This window comes from Taibaiella chishuiensis (assembly GCF_003014535.1).
GTDB lineage: Bacteria > Bacteroidota > Bacteroidia > Chitinophagales > Chitinophagaceae > Taibaiella > Taibaiella chishuiensis.
This window is the reverse complement of record NZ_PYGD01000001.1, coordinates 1,372,214-1,392,847: the sequence shown is the minus strand read 5'-3', so window position 1 is coordinate 1,392,847 and position 20,634 is coordinate 1,372,214. Positions and strand designations below refer to the sequence as shown.

General features: G+C 51.5%; 22 protein-coding genes. 12 read left to right on the top strand and 10 right to left on the bottom strand.

Annotation, left to right across the window (positions count from 1 at the left end):
• Positions 1–13: 13 nt before the first annotated feature.
• Together B0I18_RS05955 and B0I18_RS05950 are read right to left on the bottom strand one after the other, a co-directional pair.
• Positions 14–337 carry an NAD(P) transhydrogenase subunit alpha part 2 gene (locus B0I18_RS05955; protein ID WP_106521715.1) on the bottom strand — a complete coding sequence of 108 codons (324 nt, stop codon included), beginning with the start codon at positions 335–337 and terminating at the stop codon, positions 14–16.
• A 44-nt stretch (positions 338–381) separates the two neighbouring features.
• Positions 382–1,524: a Re/Si-specific NAD(P)(+) transhydrogenase subunit alpha gene (locus tag B0I18_RS05950; RefSeq protein WP_106521714.1), complete on the bottom strand. Its 1,143-nt coding sequence runs from the start codon at positions 1,522–1,524 to the stop codon at positions 382–384.
• 242 nt (positions 1,525–1,766) lie between these two features.
• Between B0I18_RS05950 and B0I18_RS05945 the strand changes: the two genes are divergently transcribed.
• The 7 genes from B0I18_RS05945 to B0I18_RS05915 all read left to right on the top strand — a co-directional run bounded on the left by B0I18_RS05945 (position 1,767) and on the right by B0I18_RS05915 (position 9,613).
• The gene (locus B0I18_RS05945) at positions 1,767–2,423 is read left to right on the top strand and encodes a CoA transferase subunit B (RefSeq protein ID WP_106521713.1); all 657 of its coding nucleotides are present in this window, start codon (positions 1,767–1,769) and stop codon (positions 2,421–2,423) included.
• A 196-nt stretch (positions 2,424–2,619) separates the two neighbouring features.
• Positions 2,620–5,055 (top strand): outer membrane beta-barrel family protein, encoded by a 2,436-nt coding sequence (locus tag B0I18_RS05940; protein WP_181358349.1) that lies wholly within the window; start codon positions 2,620–2,622, stop codon positions 5,053–5,055.
• A 109-nt stretch (positions 5,056–5,164) separates the two neighbouring features.
• On the top strand, positions 5,165–6,622 hold the full coding sequence (locus tag B0I18_RS05935) for an aldehyde dehydrogenase (RefSeq protein WP_106521711.1): 1,458 nt from the start codon (positions 5,165–5,167) through the stop codon (positions 6,620–6,622).
• Between the two features lie 31 nt (positions 6,623–6,653).
• Positions 6,654–7,223 carry a Crp/Fnr family transcriptional regulator gene (locus B0I18_RS05930; RefSeq protein ID WP_106521710.1) on the top strand — a complete coding sequence of 190 codons (570 nt, stop codon included), beginning with the start codon at positions 6,654–6,656 and terminating at the stop codon, positions 7,221–7,223.
• Positions 7,224–7,409: 186 nt separating this feature from the next.
• On the top strand, positions 7,410–7,985 hold the full coding sequence (locus B0I18_RS05925; RefSeq protein ID WP_219905909.1) for an ester cyclase: 576 nt from the start codon (positions 7,410–7,412) through the stop codon (positions 7,983–7,985).
• An 11-nt stretch (positions 7,986–7,996) separates the two neighbouring features.
• Positions 7,997–8,878 carry a 4,5-DOPA-extradiol-dioxygenase gene (gene ygiD / locus B0I18_RS05920; protein ID WP_106521709.1) on the top strand — a complete coding sequence of 294 codons (882 nt, stop codon included), beginning with the start codon at positions 7,997–7,999 and terminating at the stop codon, positions 8,876–8,878.
• A 12-nt stretch (positions 8,879–8,890) separates the two neighbouring features.
• Positions 8,891–9,613: an alpha/beta hydrolase gene (locus tag B0I18_RS05915; protein ID WP_106521708.1), complete on the top strand. Its 723-nt coding sequence runs from the start codon at positions 8,891–8,893 to the stop codon at positions 9,611–9,613.
• Between the two features lie 19 nt (positions 9,614–9,632).
• Here B0I18_RS05915 and B0I18_RS05910 read toward each other — a convergent pair whose 3' ends face one another.
• The 7 genes from B0I18_RS05910 to panD all read right to left on the bottom strand — a co-directional run bounded on the left by B0I18_RS05910 (position 9,633) and on the right by panD (position 13,596).
• Positions 9,633–10,049, bottom strand: coding sequence for a hypothetical protein (locus B0I18_RS05910; RefSeq protein WP_146146664.1), 417 nt, complete (start codon positions 10,047–10,049; stop codon positions 9,633–9,635).
• A gap of 55 nt (positions 10,050–10,104) precedes the next feature.
• On the bottom strand, positions 10,105–10,473 hold the full coding sequence (locus B0I18_RS05905) for an iron chaperone (protein ID WP_106521706.1): 369 nt from the start codon (positions 10,471–10,473) through the stop codon (positions 10,105–10,107).
• A gap of 162 nt (positions 10,474–10,635) precedes the next feature.
• On the bottom strand, positions 10,636–10,941 hold the full coding sequence (locus B0I18_RS05900; RefSeq protein WP_106521705.1) for a hypothetical protein: 306 nt from the start codon (positions 10,939–10,941) through the stop codon (positions 10,636–10,638).
• 182 nt (positions 10,942–11,123) lie between these two features.
• Positions 11,124–11,624, bottom strand: coding sequence for a 1,2-phenylacetyl-CoA epoxidase subunit PaaD (paaD, locus tag B0I18_RS05895; RefSeq protein ID WP_106521704.1), 501 nt, complete (start codon positions 11,622–11,624; stop codon positions 11,124–11,126).
• A 54-nt stretch (positions 11,625–11,678) separates the two neighbouring features.
• Positions 11,679–12,170: a D-glycero-beta-D-manno-heptose 1-phosphate adenylyltransferase gene (rfaE2, locus tag B0I18_RS05890; RefSeq protein WP_106521703.1), complete on the bottom strand. Its 492-nt coding sequence runs from the start codon at positions 12,168–12,170 to the stop codon at positions 11,679–11,681.
• The gene (locus B0I18_RS05885) at positions 12,157–13,158 is read right to left on the bottom strand and encodes a lysylphosphatidylglycerol synthase transmembrane domain-containing protein (RefSeq protein ID WP_106521702.1); all 1,002 of its coding nucleotides are present in this window, start codon (positions 13,156–13,158) and stop codon (positions 12,157–12,159) included. Before B0I18_RS05885 ends, rfaE2 begins: the two co-directional genes overlap by 14 nt.
• Positions 13,159–13,251: 93 nt before the next feature.
• Entirely contained in the window at positions 13,252–13,596 is a 345-nt protein-coding gene (gene panD / locus B0I18_RS05880; protein ID WP_106521701.1) for an aspartate 1-decarboxylase, read from the bottom strand.
• Positions 13,597–13,804: 208 nt separating this feature from the next.
• Here panD and B0I18_RS05875 point away from each other — a divergent pair, with 208 nt between their 5' ends.
• From B0I18_RS05875 to feoB, 5 genes are all read left to right on the top strand, one after another.
• The gene (locus B0I18_RS05875; RefSeq protein ID WP_106522054.1) at positions 13,805–15,061 is read left to right on the top strand and encodes a cation:proton antiporter; all 1,257 of its coding nucleotides are present in this window, start codon (positions 13,805–13,807) and stop codon (positions 15,059–15,061) included.
• Positions 15,062–15,132: 71 nt separating this feature from the next.
• Complete coding sequence (gene gcvH, locus B0I18_RS05870; protein ID WP_106521700.1) at positions 15,133–15,510, top strand: glycine cleavage system protein GcvH; 378 nt, start codon at positions 15,133–15,135, stop codon at positions 15,508–15,510.
• A gap of 130 nt (positions 15,511–15,640) precedes the next feature.
• The gene (locus B0I18_RS05865) at positions 15,641–16,111 is read left to right on the top strand and encodes a hypothetical protein (RefSeq protein ID WP_106521699.1); all 471 of its coding nucleotides are present in this window, start codon (positions 15,641–15,643) and stop codon (positions 16,109–16,111) included.
• Positions 16,112–16,153: 42 nt separating this feature from the next.
• A complete protein-coding gene (locus B0I18_RS05860) occupies positions 16,154–16,879 on the top strand; it encodes a lysophospholipid acyltransferase family protein (protein WP_106521698.1) in 726 nt (241 codons plus the stop codon).
• 93 nt (positions 16,880–16,972) lie between these two features.
• Complete coding sequence (feoB, locus tag B0I18_RS05855; protein WP_106521697.1) at positions 16,973–19,090, top strand: ferrous iron transport protein B; 2,118 nt, start codon at positions 16,973–16,975, stop codon at positions 19,088–19,090.
• 198 nt (positions 19,091–19,288) lie between these two features.
• Here feoB and mtaB read toward each other — a convergent pair whose 3' ends face one another.
• Positions 19,289–20,554: a tRNA (N(6)-L-threonylcarbamoyladenosine(37)-C(2))-methylthiotransferase MtaB gene (gene mtaB, locus B0I18_RS05850; protein ID WP_106521696.1), complete on the bottom strand. Its 1,266-nt coding sequence runs from the start codon at positions 20,552–20,554 to the stop codon at positions 19,289–19,291.
• Positions 20,555–20,634 lie beyond the last annotated feature (80 nt).

Here is a 20,634-nt window from a genome sequence, read left to right as displayed (position 1 = left end):
AACACAGTACCCGCTAGGGTTTGGGCGGGGCCTTCTTTTTACGGAACATCTCCAGCATGCGGTCGGTAACCACGAAACCGCCCACCACGTTAAGCGTACCCAATACCACGGCCAGGAAGCCCAGCACCAGGGCCATATAGTTGTCGGGCTCCGCCTGTCCCATAATGATGATGGCGCCGATAACCACTACGCCATGTATGGCGTTGGCCCCGCTCATGAGCGGGGTATGCAATACGGAAGGTACCCTGCCTATAATCTCGATCCCTAAAAATACAGAGAGGATAACGATCGTGATCTTATCATAATGCAAAGCAAAAAAATCCATGAACTGGTCCATATCAACAGAAAGATTATGCGTTAAAAACAATAATGAAAAAAGGCTTAGCCTTGCGCCGGCGCAGCCAGGAGTTGAGCGACCCGCTCGTTGACCACCTCGCCGCCATGCACGATACAAGCGCCTTTTACGAGGTCGTCCCCGAAATTGAGCACCAGGTTACTCTCCTTATCCAGCAATATTTTCAGGAAGTTATGTACGTTTTTACCGTACAACTTACTGGCATCGGCCGGCAGGGTTGCCGCCAGCGACGAGTTGCCGATAATGCTGATTCCTTTATGTACTACGGTTTCGTTGTTACGGGTAAGACTGGTATTGCCGCCTGTAACGGCTGCCAGGTCTACGATTACAGAACCGGGCTTCATCGAGTCGATCATGTCAGTAGTGATCAGCACGGGCGCCTGCCGGCCGGGTATCTGTGCCGTGGTGATCACGATATCGGCCTTGGCCACATGTTCGGCGATCTTGGCCTTTTGCCGTTGCTGGAAGTCCTCCGACTGCTCTACCGCATAACCGCCGGCTTTGGAAGCATCGGCTGCGCCTTCTACTTCCACGAACCTGGCGCCGAGACTCATTACTTCTTCTTTAACGGCAGGCCGGGTGTCGAATACCTCGACCACTGCGCCCAGCCGGCGCGCCGTGGCAATAGCCTGCAGACCGGCAACACCGGCGCCCAGGATCAGGGCCTTGGCAGGCGGTATGCTACCGGCAGCGGTCATAAACATAGGGAAGTAGCGGGGATAGGCTGCGGCAGCTACCAGCACTGCCTTATACCCCGCGATATTGGCCTGCGAACTCAATACGTCCATAGCCTGGGCGCGGGTAGTACGGGGCAGGGTATCCAAACTAAAAATGGTCAGCCCGGAGACTGCCCATTCCTGCATTAATTTTTGATTAAATAAAGGCTGGTATACGCCTATCAGTACCGCGCCTTTTTTCATCTGCCGGCAATCTTCGGCAGCGGGCGCGTTGATGGAGAGCAGGATATCCGATTGTGCCAGCACTTCCTGCCGGGAGGCAAGAGCTACGCCTGCAGCGGTGTAAACGGGATCTCCGGCGAAGGCGCGCTCCCCGGCGCCGGTTTCGGCCACTACTTTAATATTACTCTTTACCAGTGCGGCTGCAATATCAGGATTCAGGGAAACCCTGGGTTCAAAGCCAGGTTCTTTTAATACACCAATCGTTAGCATAATGCAATTTCTTTTGAGTTGTATCAACAGTACCCCGGAGCTTTCCGGAGCTGCAATTCATTCCGGGCAATCGACATAATATAGTTACACAATATAGCGAATTGGCAGCGGAGTGCAAATTTTTGCTGAAAAATATTCCCGCAGGGAAAGAATGCCTATTTTTGTCCGCGCCGAACCTACAGGCTGCCCTTGCGGGACTACCGGTATAACGGCGCTCAACGATAAAATCACAAACAAAATTTATGGCTTTAGATAAAAACCAGATTGCGCAACGTATTGCACAGGAATTAAAAGACGGCATGTATGTCAACCTGGGTATCGGTATCCCTACCCTTGTGGCCAACTATGTGCCCGAAGACATCGAAATCGAGCTGCAGAGCGAGAATGGTATGTTGGGTATCGGCCCCTTCCCTTCAGAAGCGGAAGTGGATGCCGACCTGATCAATGCCGGTAAACAAACCGTAACCCTGCGCAAGGGCGGCAGCTATTTCGACAGCGCCCTCAGCTTCGGTATGATCCGTGCGGGCCGTGTAGACCTGACGGTACTGGGCGCTATGGAAGTAGCCGATAACGGCGATATCGCCAACTGGAAAGTACCCGGTAAAATGGTGAAAGGTATGGGCGGCGCTATGGACCTGGTAGCCTCTGCCAAAAACATTATCGTAGCCATGCAGCATACCGACAAAGCCGGCAATTCCAAACTGCTGTCTGCATGCACCCTGCCTATAACAGGACTTAAATGCGTAAAGAAAATCGTAAGCGACCTGGGTGTGTTTGAAGTAACACCGGAAGGCTTCCTGCTTACCGAGTATGCACCAGGCGTAAGCATCGAAGAGATTAAATCGAAAACAGCCGGCCGCCTGGTCATCTCCGACCAGGTTAAAGAAATAAGCTTATAACCGAACTTTCTAAGTATAGATCCCGGTCCCTGCGACCGGGATTTTTTTTGCTCCTGCCTCACCCTTTCCTATTCCTTTATAAAAAATCCCCCTGTTAGGGTGATACCAAAACAGGCTACAGGACTGCATTTCACCCGCCCGGGGGTATTATTTAGAAGGCCGCATGCGCTTACCTTTAGCGCATAAATCCCGGGCCATGAAACACCTTTTACTTTGCGCATTACTTGTGCTTGCCGGGACCGGCGCCGGAGCACAGGCCCAACATACACTTTCCGGTAAAGTTACCGACCCGGCCCTGGAACCGGTGCCGGGCGCTTATGTAATGTTATTTAAGGATACGGTGTTGCAAAAAACGACGCTGACCGATGCAGACGGGCATTACAACTTCGAAAGCCTGCCCGATGGTCCTTATATGCTCAAAGCATCGGCCATGGGCTTCGATAGCTATAGTTCCCCGGTATTGACCAGCACCACGGCCCCGCCCAACATTGTGCTTACAGAGAAAAAGAGTACCCTTAAAGAAGTAACCGTGCAGGCGCAGAAGCCTTTCCTGGAAGTGAAAGCAGACCGGGTGGTAGTCAATGTAGAAAACAGCATCGTGAGCTCCGGCTCTTCGGTGATGGATGTGCTGCAACACTCGCCGGGTGTAACGGTCGATAATAACGATAACATATCGCTGAAAGGCAAACAGGGTGTGGTGATCTGGATCGATGGCAAACCCACGCCGATGCAGGGCGCCGACCTGGGCACCGTTCTACGCGGCATGCCATCGGGATCGGTAGATAAAATAGAACTGATATCCAATCCCGGCGCCCGTTACGACGCGGCAGGCAACGCGGGTATTATCAATATCAAAACGAAAAAAGACCAGCGCATGGGCATTAATGGTACCGCAACCATTAATTACGGGCAAGGAAAGTTCCCCAAATATGGCGCTGGTCTTACTTTAAACTACCGCAACAAAAAACTGAACGTATACTTCAACTACAACTACGCGCTCCGCTACTGGTTCAACCACCTGACCCTGGACCGTAAATTCCTGGATACGGCGAAGAGCAACGACGGCGGCCAGTTGTTCCGTTATGAACAGGACAACTATGCCGTGTTCGACTTCAATAACCATACCGCCAGCACCGGCATTGATTATAGCCTCTCCGATGCAACCACACTGGGCGCTGTATTCAGTTTCGGCAGTAACGTATTCAGTCCCAAAGCCGATAATGCATCCCGGGCTTTAGATGGCGGCAACCATTTACTGTACGACTTTAAGACTACAGGCAGGCACGCCAACAAATACTACAATTATGCCGTTAACCTGAACCTGCGGCATAACTTCGACAGCAGCGGCCGGTCATTAAGCATCGATGCCGACTATGCCGCCTTTAATACCGACAACAGGCAGAACTTTGTAACACGTTATACGGCGCCCGACGGCAGCGCTTACCAGCCCGACTATTACCTCAAAAGCAAACTCAGCGGCGTTACCCGTATCCAGTCGCTCAAAGCAGACTATATACACCCGCTTGGCCATGCCCTGCGCCTGGAAGCCGGAGTAAAAAGCAGCTTTGCGCAAGCCGATAACGAACCCCTGTTCTACGAAATGGTGGGTAACGACTATGTGCTGGATACCAAGCGCAGCAACCATTTCCTGTACAAGGAAAATATAAATGCCGGGTATATCAACCTGAGCAAGGATGCCAGCAAATGGAGCGGCCAGCTGGGCCTGCGTTTGGAAAACACCAATGCCAACTGGCACCAGGTCACTACCGGCCAGAAATACGATACCAGTTATACCCAGCTCTTCCCGAGCCTGGCCCTGCAATATCACCTGGATGCGAAACAAGACCTGGGCATTACCTTCAGCCGGCGTATAGAACGGCCCAATTACCAGCAGTTAAATCCCTTCAAATACTTTATCGATAAAACGACCTACCGCGCAGGATACCCTTACCTCCAGCCCGCATCGTTTTACTCCGTAGAACTGTCACATACCTTTAACCAGAAACTGGTAACCACCTTTACCTACGGGATCAACAAAGGGGTGATTACCGAGGTGATCCAACCCAGCGATACGGAAGACTCCGTTACGGTACAAACCACCAAGAACCTGAAGCAGATGACCTTTGTCGGGATCAGCGGCGCTTATACTTTCCAGTTTACCCGCTGGTGGAGCAATGTGTCGAACATCAATATGTATTACAGCCTGTATGAAGGCAATATTGCCAATACCCCCTTGCGCAACGGCAAACCCACCTTCGACCTCAATACCAATAATACCTTCCTGTTGCCCGGCAATATTTCTATAGAACTGGAACTGTATTACCAGGCCAGGCAGATTTACGGATATATGGATGTACAGCCTTTGTGGATGCTGAATGCCGGTATCCAGAAACACTTCCTGGACCGGAAGGCGACACTAAAATTCAATATCCAGGATATATTTTTTACCGGTTACCCGAAGGCAACATCCATCTATACCGGCTATCGCGAAGACTTTATAGCGCAACGCGAGACCCGGGTAGCGAATATATCGCTCATTTACCGGTTTGGAAAAAACACGGTGGCGCCGGCCCGCAAACGTGGTGGCGGGGCTGAAGACGAAAAGAGCAGGGCTGCCGGCAGTAATTTATAAAAGACATTAAAGAGGGTTGTAGTTTTCAGACAACAGGCGCCCCCACGAACGGCGCCGATTGTCGGGGCCGGTGTTCTCACCGGCTTATTTCTTTCGCTATATTTGCAATATGAATTTAGCAGCTCCAAAACAGATCCTTAATTATATCGACGGGCAATTCTGCGACCCCGAAAACGGCAGGTTTATGGATAACGTAAATCCCGCTACCGGCGAGGTATATAGCCAGACACCCGATAGTGACGCCGATGATGTGCAGCTGGCCGTAGACGCCGCAAAAAAAGCGTTCCCGGCCTGGAGTACCTCCACACCCGACTACCGCTTTAAAATACTGAACCGCATAGCCGAACTGATCGACGCCAACCTGGACGCCCTGGCCCTGGCCGAAAGCAATGATAACGGCAAACCTTTATGGCTGTCGAAAAGAGTGGACATTCCGCGTGCATCCGACAACTTCCGCTTTTTTGCCACCGGCCTGATGCACTACGCCTCTGAAAGCCACAGCATGCAGGGCAAAGCCATCAACTATACCCTGCGCAACCCCATCGGGGTAGTCGGTTGTATCTCGCCCTGGAACCTGCCTTTATACCTCTTTACCTGGAAGATAGCCCCTGCGCTGGCTGCCGGCAATTGTGTAGTAGCCAAGCCTTCGGAGGTAACCCCGATGACCGGCTACCTGCTGTGCGAGATTGCGCGGGAAGCAGGCCTGCCCGACGGTGTGCTCAATATCGTACACGGCGGCGGTCCGCATTGCGGCGCATCCATTGTAAGCCACCCCGAGATCAAAGCCATCTCCTTTACCGGCAGTACCCGTGCGGGTAAAGACATTGCCGCAGTAGCCGCACCGATGTTCAAAAAATTATCGCTCGAACTGGGCGGTAAAAATCCCAATATCATCTTCGCCGACTGCAACTGGGAAAAGATGCTGAAGACGACCGTACAGTCCTCCTTCGCTAACCAGGGCCAGATCTGCCTTTGCGGCAGCCGCATCCTGGTAGAAGCAAGCATTTACGAACAATTTAAAACAGCGTTTGTAGCCGAAGTAAAAAAACTGACTGTGGGTGATCCGCTCGCAGAGACTTCCAAGCAAGGCGCTGTGGTTAGTAAAACACACTACGAAAAAGTACTGGGTTGTATCGAACTGGCGAAAGAAGAAGGCGGCACCGTATTGCTGGGTGGCAATGCCCTTAAACCCGAAGGCCGCTGTGCCAATGGCTACTTTATCGAACCTACCATTATCGAAGGCCTGGGCCCCGATTGCCGGACCAATATGGAAGAAATATTCGGACCGGTAGTAAGCCTGCAATCCTTTACTACCGAAGCCGAAGCCCTGCAACTGGCCAATGCCAGCGACTATGGCCTGGCCGCTACCATCTGGACCGAAAACGTAAGCCGGGCGCACCGTATGGCAGCCCAGGTACACAGCGGCATCATATGGGTAAACTGCTGGCTGCTGCGCGACCTGCGCACGCCCTTCGGCGGTTTCAAAAACAGCGGCGTAGGCCGCGAAGGCGGCTGGGAAGCTTTACGCTTTTTTACCGAGCCCAAAAACGTATGTATTGAATTATAAACACCGATACACCGCTTAAGCGGCCCCGGCTATGCATACCCACCTTATCGAGCGCTTTACCGAAAAGATCAGCCTTACACCGGCCGAACAGGAACGCCTGTCGGACTGTTTCAAGCTGCGCCATGTACGTAAGAAAAAGAGCATCGTACAGGAAGGTGAAGTATGCCGTATCCTGATCTTCGTCAACAAAGGCAGTTTCCGTTCGTATACGATCGACGAAAAGGGCGTGGAGCATGTATTACAGATCGCCCTCGAAAATCATTGGGTGTCCGACCTGTACAGCTTTATTACCCGGAAGCCGGGCCAGGTGCATATCGAAGCCCTCGAAGACAGCGAAGTACTGGTACTTTCGTACGAGGACCTGCAGGGTCTGTACCAGGAAATACCGGTGATCGAACGTTATTTCCGCCTGCTGTACGAGCGGGCTTACGTAGCCCTGCAATTGCGGCTCAACGAGACGCTGAGCGTGCCTGCCGAAGAGCGTTACCGCGAGCTGGTGGCCAATCAGCCCGGCATAGCGCAACGTGTAGCCCTGATCCATATTGCCTCTTACCTGGGCATTACACCGGAAAGCCTGAGCCGTATCCGGAAGCATATGTAGCGTAACGCATCCGCTTATTTATACACAGAACGCCGCCCCTTAGCCGGGGCGGCGTTCTGCTTTCCGGGCAGCATTGCTTAACCTGGATCAAGTTGTTTTCCTATCCTGGATCAAAGGAAAAGGGGCCGGCATACCCCCATCTTTGCATAGTAAAAACGAAACAATACACTCCCTAAAACAATTATTATGCGTTACCTTCTTTCCGTACTTATGCTCACTACAGGCATCCTGTTGACCACCGCTACCATAGGCCAGGCCCAATCGAAACCCGGTACCCGCGAAGTGACTGCACTCCGGCAACAGCTCAAAACCCTTACGGCAGCTGACGCGCGCGTCAAACAGCACCTCGACATTTTCGACACGCTCGACTATACGGTATTCAGCAACCAGCAATGGGAACGTTTCCACGAAAGCCATGCCAAAAACATAAAGGTATACTGGCCCGACGGGCATATGACCGAAGGACTGGCAGTACATATCGAAGACATGAAGAAACTGTTTGTACATGCACCCGATACCCGCATTAAGATTCACCCGATAAAATTCGGCAGCGGCGATTTTACCGCGGTAACCGGTGTATTCGAAGGCACCTTTACCCAACCCATGCCTATAGGCGAAGGCAAGTTTATCCAGCCTACCGGCAAAGCCTTTAAAATGCCTATGGCCACCATCGGTATCTGGAAAGATGGTGTGATGATCGAAGAACATTTATTCTGGGACAACCAGACTTATGCCAACCAGGTCGGCCTGGGCCAACAATAAAATTGACGACGATGAAACGCAAAGACTTTTTAAAAACGATAGCCATGTTGCCCCTCGCCCCCGCGGCGCTGCAATTACAGGGTTTGCATCAACTCACCAGCGGTCTGCCGGTAAGGGCAAAGAAAATGCCGGTGCTCTTTATCGGGCATGGGCACCCGATGAATGCTATACTGGACAACAGCTTCACACAACACCTCAGCAGCCTGGGCGCAAAGATGGACAAACCCGAAGCTATACTTGTGATCTCGGCCCATTGGGAAACCATCGGCACTTATGTTTCCGTTAACCCTGCGCCAAAGGCGATCTATGATTTTGGCCACTTCGACGACCGGCTCTTCCGGGTGCAATATGCACCGGCTGGACATCCGGGGCTGGCACGCGAACTGGTGCGCCAGGTACAAAGCACTACCGTACAAGAAGACCAGGCCATGGGCCTCGATCACGGTGCGTGGACGGTATTGAAATTTCTCTATCCCGAAGCGGATGTGCCGGTATTCCAGATGAGCATCGACTACAGCCAGCCTGCAGCCTACCATTACCAACTGGCTACCGAGCTAAAAGCCTTACGCAGCAAGGGTGTACTGGTTATCGGCAGTGGCAATATCGTACATAACCTGGGTATGGTAGACTGGCACGACATGGACGCAAAGCCTTACGACTGGGCCCTGGAATTTGATGCCCTGGTTAAAAACAAAATAGACCATAACCAGGTGGATGACCTGGTGCGCTATACCGGGCTGGGCGCCGCCGCAAGGCTGGCCGTACCGACCAGCGATCACTACCTGCCTATGCTGTACAGCCTGGGCCTTAAAGACAAAGACGAACCCGTAACCTATACCTACGAAGGCTACCAGTATGCCGGTATCGGCATGCGCTGCTTCCAGGTCGGGTAAAACACAAGACCCATGCGCTTTTTACTGATCTTAATCTTACTCCTGATGCATACCAATCCTGCCCTGCCCCATTTCTTAAAAGGGGAACACCTGTTACTACACTACCGCCTGCGGGAACCACTGCGCCCCGGCAAAGGAAAACCGCCGGTTATTATTTTGCTGCATGGTGTAGGCGGCAATGAAGACAACCTTTTTACTTACGCCAACCGCCTGCCGGAAGAAAGCCTGGTGATCGCAGCCCGCGCCCCGTTTACCTTACAGCCCGGCGCTTATGCCTGGTTCCACGTACATTTCGAGGCCGGCACACCGGTCATCAATGCCGAAGAGGCGGAGAAGAGCCGGATCATCCTGGTACAGTTTATCAACCAGGTACTGGAAAAATATGATGCAGATCCGGAGCGCGTATTCCTGTTGGGCTTTAGCCAAGGCGCTATTATGAGCTATAGCCTGGCCTTAAGCCGGCCCGAGAAAGTAAAAGGCATCCTTGCCCTGAGCGGCCGGGTATTGCCGGAGATAAAGCCTGTAATGGCTGCCGGCACTAAGTTACAACGGCTTCATGTCTTTATCGGTCATGGCACAGCTGATGCCGTGCTGCCCATATCCTATGCCCGTGCGGCAAAAGCGCTGACCGAACAACATGGTATACAACTGAACTATCACGAATACCCGGTAGGACATGAAACGGTGCAGGAAGAATGGGCGGATATAGCAGCCTGGTTGAAAGGGTTGCTGTAAATACCGCCTGCAGCTACAGTTAACGTGCCGCAACGGCAAAAGAGGGATACATGTAAAAGAATATGCTTGTCGGTCCCAACACGATTATCATCAGGTACAGGAACAGGAAGACCCGGTCCTTGTCCCATTCATCGTAATAAGAAGTTGCCCGCACTTCCGGGATAACAGGATTACGACGATACCGTTTCCGGAACAGGTAACAACCGATACGTAGTACAAAAAGAGCGAATAAGGGACAGAACAGGAACAGCGGAAAACAAGGGCCGGGAAAAAGACCATTATGGAGTACAGCAAGCAAACCGGCAAATGCAATTAGTCCTGCGACAATCCAGCAGGGCCGCTCCATGCTTTTGGTAAAGAATAAACGGGGAAACGCAAAATAGACAAATGGAACCAGCAACAGACCCACGCACATACACAATAAATCAAAAGTCATCTTACAAATAGTATTAAAAGCTCCGGGTAAAACCCGCATTAAAAACACACAATAATTATTTCGCTTTGGCCTTATTTTCCTGTAACCGGAACCGGACAATGCGTTTGATCAGGCTTAAAGGCAAGGGCTCGCTGTTGGGAAATTGAATCGCCGATTTGCTGACTTTGTACTTCGCAAGCTCCTCTTTGAACTCGGCCAGCAAAGCCGCGCTGAACGGGTAAGACAGCGAAATGTGGTTTTTATAGCCGGAATAATAAACCAGGAAGCCCTGGTATTTATAAGCCGGTATCTGGTAGCTAATCACCTCTTCTGCATCGGGCGCCACCTCCCGGATCATTGTTCTTACCTGCTCGAGGCGTGCCGCTATTTCGGGCGGAAAGGTGCCCTGGTATTGATCTACAGATTGAAAATTTGTTTTTGCCATGGTATCTTGTTTATAGGGTTACTGCCGTGTTAGCCGGGGCTGCCGGGCAAGCGTACATCCGATAACCGATGTCTTAAAGATAAGACATAAAATAGAAATGCCCCGGGTACGGACCGGGGCGGCAAATAGTGAAGCGAGAAGCGACATATGCCGGCATATTCCCTATTCGATAACGTCAATAAGCTGTTTAATTTTGTTGAAATGCGGTTCGGAAGAAGGTTTGATTTCCGAAATAGAGTAGCCGAAAAATTTATCCAGAATACTCCGGATCGCAATCAAACTTTCATAAGAATTTTCGGCCGGATCGATCAATTCCCGGATCAGGTAGCCGGTAAGCGCAACCTTTTTTTCGCTATACTGCGACAGCATGAGATCAGAGCCCTGCTTTTCATGAAGGGCAATCATTTCATCCAGTTGGCCGATCTCCTCAACCACAGCCATCAGCTGATATAATTTACTATCGGTCATAATACGAATTTAAAAAATAAATCCAAATCCACATATTGAAACCCGACTAAAAATAACAGCAATTAAAAATGGATCGAGCCTGCAAAAGCGATGTCTAAACCTGTTGCTTTACGCCACATTGCTTCGCTGTTAAGAACTAAGGGGAGGAACAAGATTACATTTTCTAAAACGTAGCACGCATCTTAATGACACTTAAAATGCTCGAAAGGCTCTTTGCAGTCGAGGCAGCGGTACATGGCCTTGCAACTGGTAGCGCCAAACTGGCTGACCAGTTCGGTATGGAGGGAATGGCAATGCGGGCATTCGATATCATCTTCTTCGAAAAGTCCTAACCCATCCTTGGCTTTACGGATAGGTGGCGCGATGCCATAGGCCTGCATTTTGGCCTTGCCTTCGGGAGTAATCCAGTCGGTAGTCCAGGCGGGCGCCAACTGCATATTGATATCTACTTTCTTAAAACCGCGGCTCATCAGCGCCATCCGGATCTGCATACTGATCAGGTCCATGGCCGGGCAGCCGCTGTAGGTAGGGGTAATGGTTACCGATACCGATGCGGCATCGTCTGCAAGTACCACATCGCGTACGATACCCAGGTCGAGGATCGAGACGGCGGGTATTTCCGGGTCCGAGATCTCCGAGAGCCAGGTATACACCTGCGTTATGGATATTGTTGCGCTAACCATGTTTACAAATATACGAATACCCTTGCGGCCGGCGCATTGATATAGGCAATGGCCCTATTTCAGGCTGTTGATGATATGGGTGGTGGAATAACCTTCAACGGTAGGTACGATTACCACCTCGCCGCCATAAGTTTTTACCACATCGGCGCCGACTACGGTACCGGGCGTATAATCGCCGCCCTTAACGATCACATCGGGACGTATGGCTTCGATAAGCTCCAGCGGGGTATCTTCTTCAAAAAGACATACGGCATCGACGTAAAGTTGAGCTGCCATCAGCAGGGCGCGGGAATCTTCGGCATTAACCGGGCGGCTTTCGCCTTTGAGCCTTTTTACAGAAGCATCGGTATTAAGGCCTACGACCAGCTTATGTCCCAGCTCTGCGGCATCCAGCAGCAAGCGGATATGCCCCTGGTGCAGGATATCGAAAACGCCATTGGTAAATATAATTTTATACCCTTTCACTTTCCAGCCGGCGCAGAGGTGTGCGAGCGCCTCGCGGGACATGATCTTATCCTGTACCAGTTCTTTTTTAAGCTTTTGCATTTTGATTGCGATTATAGAGCGGCAATAAAATAAGTGATAATAAACCCAGCAATACCACGATGGCCGTTTGTGCAGCCCAGCTTACCCAACCATAGGCCAGGCCTATACCTTCGCTGATACCATAGAGCAGCAATACCTGCGCCACGATTACCGGGTAAGCGCCAATACCACCGGGCGTAGCGATCATACCCACGCTGCCGAAGGTAATAACGGCCAGGCCGGCCAGCGGTGTAATGTGTTCGGTTTCGGGCAGCGCATAAAAACCAACGACTACCGCCAGGGTGTACATACTCCAGATGAGCAGGCTGTATAACAGGAATACGCCTTTACGTTTTACCTGCCCGATGGCTTTAAGTCCTTCGCCGATGCCTTTGATAATATGCCCTACCTTGGAGTTTTTGATCTTGCGGTACAGCAATACGATAGCCAGGATCCCGCCCAGCGCGATGGCCAGGGCTATGACGATCCGCAACCAGATAAAGTTACCCGAACTGTCGGTAAACAGTTTCATATAAAGATCGCGGGCAAAAGGGTAAATGATATTGTACTGGAGGCCCAGGGTGATAAACAGGATAAGCACCAGGCATACGAGGTCGAAGGCCCGTTCGGCAATGATCGTACCGACCAGTTTATCGGCGGGTACCTTTTCGTATTTGGCCAGCACGGTACACTTGGCTACCTCGCCCAGGCGCGGCACCAGGGCATTGGCCAGGTAACCGATCAGTACGGAAAACGTAATATTGGGAACAGAGGGATAAATATCGAGGGGTTGTAACAGCTGTTTCCAGCGCAGGGCCCTGAACAGGTGCGACAGGAAACCAATGACCAGGATAGGTACGCCCAGCCACCAGCGTACATGCGAAAAGGCCTCGAACATGGCCTTTTTCTCGGTTTCGTTGATGGCCTGGTATCGCCAGAGGATCAACGCAACGCCGAGACCCAGGAAAACAATCAGTTGCAGGATAGTAGATGCCGTCTTTTTTGACATGGTGTATGCTATAGGGTTCGGTGTTAATCTTGGTATATCCCGGCTTGCGGGCAGCCTGCGGCGGCAGTGTCTGGCACCGCGCCGTATAACCGCTTAAAGCTTATTGCCTTCTTTCGGGAAAATAACCGTAGGTTTAAAAGACTTCGCCTCTTCAAAATCCATCAGGCCATAGGAAATGATGATTACCAGGTCGCCGGGACTTACCCTACGGGCGGCCGGTCCGTTAAGGCATATTTTTCCGCTGCCGCGGACACCCTTAATGATATAAGTTTCCAGTCGTTCGCCATTGTTGATGTTAACGATCTGTACTTTTTCATGCTCAATAAAATTAGCTGCATCCATCAGGTCCTCGTCAATGGTTACGCTGCCGATATAATTCAGATCGGCCTCTGTAACCGTCACACGGTGCAACTTGGATTTCATTACTTGAATCTGCATAAGGCATACAAAGTTTTGCGCCGCAAAGTTACAAAGAATTAATAACAATGACCCGTGTTGATCTGCTCCCGGCCGGATGCTGCCGGAGCAGGGGTAAAACCGGCGCTATGGCAATACCCGTGCAGGAATCATGCGTTCCCGGGCCTAAAAAATGCATTTTCGTACCTTTGCAGCCTTCGCTAACGATTTAAGGCTATTTGAATTAACTATGGAATTGTACTACTCTTTTTCTGCACTTATCGTTCTCTGTGCTATTTTTTCCTACCTCAACGCGCGCTTCCTCAAACTGCCGGCAACCATCGGCATCATGGTGATCGCATTGCTTGTGTCCCTTGGACTTATCGCCACTGAGAATATTTTCCCGCATACCTTCGACCGCTTCTCCCGCCTGCTCAGCGGCTTCGATTTTTCCGATATCCTGATGGGCGCCATGCTGAACTTCCTGCTGTTTGCCGGGGCCATCCATATCAATATGAGCGACTTGCGGGAGCAACGTATCCCGGTGGTCGTCTTTTCGACCGTCAGTGTGATCATCTCCACCTTCGTGGTCGGTATCCTGTCGTATTATGCCCTGCAGATGCTGCATTTCAATATTCCCTTTATCCAGTGCCTGGTATTCGGCGCACTGATCTCGCCTACCGACCCTATTGCCGTATTGGGCATCCTGAAACAGGCCGGCGTACCCAAATCGCTGGAGACCAAAGTAGCCGGCGAGTCGCTTTTTAACGACGGTGTGGCGGTTGTGGTATTCGTAACCCTGCTGCAGGTAGCCCAGGGCAAGGATGTGGACCTGTCGTTCGGCAGCATCAGCATGCTGCTCGCCAAGGAGGCCATCGGGGGCCTGGCCATCGGCCTGCTGCTGGGCTTTATCGGTTCGGTAATGATGAAAAAAGTCGACAACTATAAAGTAGACGTACTGATCACCCTGGCGATCGTAATGGGCGGTTACCTGATCGTGCACAGCCTGCATATGTCGGGGCCACTGGCCATGGTTGCGGCAGGGCTTGTAGTGGGCAACCTGGGCCGTACCCGGGCTATGTCGGCCGTGTCTAAAGACTACCTGGATAAGTTCTGGGAACTGGTCGACGAGATCATGAACGCCATCCTGTTCCTGATCATCGGCCTGGAACTGATCATTATCCCCGACCTGGGCCTGTACTGGAAAGTAGGCTTGCTCTCGATCGCTATCGTGCTCTTTGCCCGTTTGCTTTCGATCTGGATCCCCACCAAACTGATCCCGTTCCGTAACAATAAGTTTGACCGTAAAACGATTACCATCCTTGTATGGGGAGGCCTGCGGGGCGGTGTGTCCATTGCCCTGGCCCTTTCTATCGACGATTACCTCAACAAAAATGTATTCCTGGCCATCACGTATTTTATCGTATTGTTCTCGATTATCGTGCAGGGACTTACCGTGGGCAGGCTTACCTCTACCAAAGAGCTGCGCAGGAGTGTTGATGCCTGATGCGGCCCGCGGTTATTTTTCCGCTTTGTGATTTTTTTCTCTTATTTTCGCCCCATAAAATTCTTATTAAAATGAACTTTCCTGAAAATCTGAAATACACCAAAGATCACGAATGGGTGTTAATTGAAGGCGATACGGCAACTATCGGTATTACCGAGTTTGCACAACGCGAACTGGGCGATATCGTATATGTGGAAATCGAAACCGTAGGTCAGTCGCTGAATGCGCACGACATTTTTGGCTCTGTAGAAGCTGTAAAAACCGTGTCGGACCTCTACCTTCCTTTATCAGGAACGATCACCGAAGTAAACCCGGACCTGGCTTCCGCACCGGAATCTGTAAACCAGGATCCTTACGGCGAAGGCTGGATGGTAAAAATGAAGATCAGCGATCTTTCTCAGGTAGAAAGCCTGATGGATGCCAAAGCATACGAAGCATTAGTAGGATAATTTTTATTGTCCGCGAAAAATAAAAAAATAGCATAAGGGCAATGCGGGACGAAAGCCCCACATTCCTTTATGCCATTTTTATACCTTAATTCCCGGCCCTGCAGGGCTCCTTTATCAAAACAGCATAACTATGTATACCGGAATGTTACACCTGCACAGCGTTTTACGCTGGATCGTATTAATCGTAGCTATATGGGCCATTGTTAAGATGGCAGCTGGCAGAAACGGCGGTAAAAGTTTTACAGGTTCCGATAAACGTCCTGCATTGTTTTTCCTGATCACGATGGACCTGCAGCTGCTGGTAGGCCTGTACCTGTATTTTGTGGGAGCCCTGGGCATCAAGAACATTCAAAACCAGGGGTTCGGCGCAGTCATGAAAGTGCCTGAGTATCGCTTTTTTGCCCTGGAACATATCGTTGGCATGCTCATCGGTGTTGTCCTGGTGCATGTCGGTTATGCTGCTACCAAGAAAGCCGGACCGGATAAACAGAAGTTCAGCAAGGCCTTCTGGTGCTTCCTGATCGCACTGATCGTGATCCTGGCATCGATCCCATGGCCGTTCCGCGAGGCGCTGCATCGGGGCTGGATGCCCAGAGTGTAAAGCAGTACCGTTTCCCGGTACACAAATTTTAAAAAGAGCGTTTTGCGTTATTTCTATACGACCTATTGCATCGTCGTTTTTGTTGTCTTTTTTTTACTGCTGTTCCCCTTTTTCATACTCTTCAGTTTCTTCGGCGCCTGGGGCCGCAAAGCCATATGGCAACTGATACGGGGCTGGAGTTATGTCTGGTTTTTCCTGATCGGGATGCCGGCAAGAAGAGAGTACCTGCAAAAGCCGCAGCGCGGCAGGAACTATGTCGTAGTAGCCAATCATATCTCCTATCTCGATACGCCGCTCATCTTCCGCACCATTCCTTTTTTCGTAAGGCCCCTGGCCAAAAAAGAACTGGCGCGCATACCACTGTTCGGCTTCCTGTATAAACAGATGGCCGTACTGGTCGACCGGAGCGATACCAAAAGCAAGTCGCGGAGCATGCAGTTGCTACGCCGCAGCCTGCAACGCGAAGGCAGTATCTTCATCTTTCCCGAAGGCACCTTTAACGAAACCGGCGAACCGCTGAAAAGCTTTTACGACGGCGCTTTCAGGCTGGCCCTTAAAACCGGCACGCCTATCCTGCCCGTTATCTTTCCCGATACCTATAAGCGCTGGCACTACAGCAGCTTCTGGAGCTGGAATGCCGGTATTAACCGCGCTATATTCCTGCCAGAAGTAGACATTGCCGAATTCCTGCCCAACGATGTACAGGGTCTGAAACAAAAGGTGTTCGATATGATGTGGAAAGCCCAGGTGGTCGCCAACGACCGTTAAAACCAGGCGCTTAACTTATTTTTTTCATTGTCATTTCTTCTGTGACAAACGTTATACCAGCCTCCGGTATTTCCTATCTTTGCGCCCACATTCATGAGTGACTTCTTTAAGATAGCATTAGCCGGTAATCCCAATAGCGGGAAAAGCTCCCTGTTCAACGCATTAACAGGGCTGAACCAGAAGGTAGGGAACTTCCCGGGCGTAACCGTGGACAAAAAGACCGGGCGCGCCCAGATCAGCGCCGATATTAAAGCCAAAATCATCGACCTGCCGGGCACCTACAGCCTCTATCCCAAAAGTGCCGACGAATATGTCGCTTACGAAGTACTGCTCAACCCTTACGGCAAAGACCGTCCCGACCTGGTCGTGATCGTGGCCGATGCCGCCAACCTCAAACGCAGCTTGCTGTTCTGTTCGCAGATCATCGACCTGAAACTGCCGGTAATCCTGGCCCTGTCCATGCTGGACATTGCCGATTCAAAAGGCATATCGGTAGATATGGAAGCCCTGCAACAGGAACTGGGTATCCCCGTGGTGGCGATCAACCCCAGGAAGAACAAGGGACTGAGCGCACTTAAAAAAACAATCGCATCTTTTCACCATACCGAATTTATTCCCGAACCCGATTTTGCACCGGTTACGCCGCTGGCCGGCGAAGCCCTGCAGGACATACGGGCCATATCGGGCGTAGCCAGCGACTATGCTGCTTTACATATTGCCTCTGCCAACGATAAAATCGAATTCCTGACCGCCGATCAGCAACAACAGATTGCTACGGTGATCAAGAAAAAAAGATTCCTGAAAGCACGGATACAGGCCGAGGAAGTAATGGCCCGTTACCGGCGTATCGGCGACATCGTACAGAGAACCGTAACAGAAGGGGTACCGACCCGTAAGGAGCAGTTTACCGAGCGGCTGGATAAGATCCTGCTGCACCGCGTTTGGGGCAATGTTATTTTGCTGTTGGTGCTCTTCCTGATGTTCCAGTGCGTATTCTGGCTGGCCAGTTACCCGATGAGCTGGATCGAGAATGGTTTTGCCTTCCTGCAGGGACAAGCGGCCGGTCTGCTGCCCGAAGCCTGGTGGAGCGACCTGCTGGTCAATGGCCTGCTGGCCGGTATTGGCGGGGTCGTTATTTTTATCCCGCAGATCGCTTTATTATTCGGAATCATTACCCTGCTGGAAGACAGCGGGTACATGGCCCGTATCAGTTTTCTTACCGACCGGCTGATGCGTTCGGTAGGCCTGAACGGCCGTTCGGTAATGCCGCTGATCAGTGGCATGGCCTGCGCCATCCCGGCGGTAATGGCCGCCCGTACGATCGAGAACCGTAAAGAACGGCTGATCACCATACTTGTTACCCCTTTTATGAGCTGTTCGGCCCGCCTGCCGATCTATACCATCCTGATCGCATTGGTTATACCCGAGCGGTATATCTTCGGCATCTTCAACCTGCAGGCCCTGGTGATGATGGGCATGTATCTGCTGGGCTTTGTAACCGCCCTGATCGTAGCGCGTATACTGGGCTGGATTATGAAGAGCCGCGAACACAGCATCTTCCTGATGGAGATGCCGGTATACCGCGCGCCCCGCTGGAAGAACGCCCTGATTACCATGTTTGAAAAAGCGAAGATCTTTGTAACCGATGCCGGTAAAGTGATCCTGGTCATATCGCTGATCCTCTGGGCCCTGGCCAGTTATGGTCCCGCCGCAAAAATGGATGCCGTACAACTGAAATACGAACAGCTGGCCGAGCAACAAGGCAGCCTTACCGAGGAACAAAAAGAACAGCAGGGCAGCGAAAAGCTGGAACAATCGTATGCCGGCATTATGGGCAAAGCCATAGAACCCGCGATACGCCCGCTGGGTTATGATTGGAAAATGGGTATAGCCTTGATCTCTTCTTTCGCGGCCCGCGAGGTGTTTGTAGGCACCATGGCTACGCTGTACAGTGTGGGTGGCGCGGACGAGAACAGCAAACCCCTGCGCGAAAAGATGCATGCAGCCAGGCGTGCCGATGGCGGCCCGGTATACACCCTGGCCACCGGGCTCTCGCTGATGGTCTTTTATGCCTTTGCCATGCAATGTATGAGCACGATTGCTATCGTTAAACGCGAAACCAAAAGCTGGAAATGGCCGCTGATCCAATTGGCCTATATGACCGGCCTGGCCTATATTGTAGCCCTGCTGGTATACCAATTGGCTAAGTAACCCACTTATGACTTACCGCCCTCTCATAATCTATCCCCCCTTGCTGTATTGCAAAAGGGATGAGATCCTTCGCTTCGCTCAGGATGACAGCGCACCTTTAAAACACGGAGCACTGTCATCCTGAAATCGCACAGCGAATGGATCTCATCCCTTATATAACGTAAGCACAGGCAAAGCATGTCCGGCCCCGGCCGCCTGTTAAGCCAGCGTCCAGTCTACAATGGCGTGCTGCCAGGCTTCGCGGTGGGGTGTTTTTACTTTGATATAATTGTCGGTATACCCTTCGAGCATGCCGTTGGACGGGCTTTCGAACAGTACTTTACGTTGCTGTCCGTGATGCTGCTCGGTGAAGTACTGCATCTTCTGATACGACAGGTTACGCAGGATCTTGTTCCGCTCGTGGCGTACGTGCATCGGCACGGCATCGGGCATATCGACCGCAAGCGTATTGGCCCTTTCGGAGTAGGTAAATACGTGGAAATAGGATACCTCCAGTTCATGCAGGAATTCAAAAGTCTCGCGGAACAATTCTTCCGTCTCGCCGGGGAAACCTACGATCACATCGACCCCGATACAGCAATGCGGCATCAGCGCTTTGATCGCGGCTACCCTTTCGGCATACAGTTCCCTGCGGTAACGGCGGCGCATTTTACCCAGCACCTCGTTACTGCCGCTCTGCAGCGGGATATGAAAATGCGGCATAAAATGCCGGCTTTGGGCTACAAATTCGATGATCTCGTTGCTGAGCAGGTTGGGCTCGATCGAAGAGATCCGGTAGCGTTCGATACCATTATGTTCATCCAGCGCCTGCACCAGCTCAAAGAAGGACTCCTCTCTTTTTTTACCGCCATTGGTGCCTTTACCAAAATCGCCGAGGTTGATACCCGTAAGTACGATCTCTTTGGCGCCGGCAGCAGCCAGCTCGTCCACATTCTGCAATACCCCTTCGATACTGTCGCTGCGGCTATGGCCACGCGCCAGGGGTATGGTACAGAAGCTGCAGGTATAATCGCAGCCGTCCTGCACCTTGAGAAAGGTACGGGTACGGTCGGTAAGCGAAAACGAAGACTGGAAGCCTTCCACATCTTCGATATCGCAACTGCAGATTTTGGTGCTGTCGCCTTTGGACAGCTCTTTAAGGTGTTCGGCAATATTGAATTTCTCGGCCGCGCCCAATACCAGGTCTACGCCTTCGATAGCGGCGATCTCTTTGGGTTTGAGCTGGGCATAACAACCGGTGATCACCACCAGCGACTCGGGCGCCCGGCGCTGGATACGCCGTACCAGTTGCCGGCATTCTTTATCGGCATTTTCGGTAACCGAACAGGTATTGATCACATACACATCGGCATGGTCCTCAAATTCTTTTTTCACGAAGCCCTCGGTCTCCATCATCCGCCCCAGGGTAGATGTTTCGGAGTAGTTGAGCTTACAACCTAATGTGTGGAATGCTACTGATTTCACTTTATCGGATTAATGGAAGCCGCGCCTGGCGCCGCTTCGCTTGTAAAGTATAACGCAGACTATTTTTTCAAATAATCTGC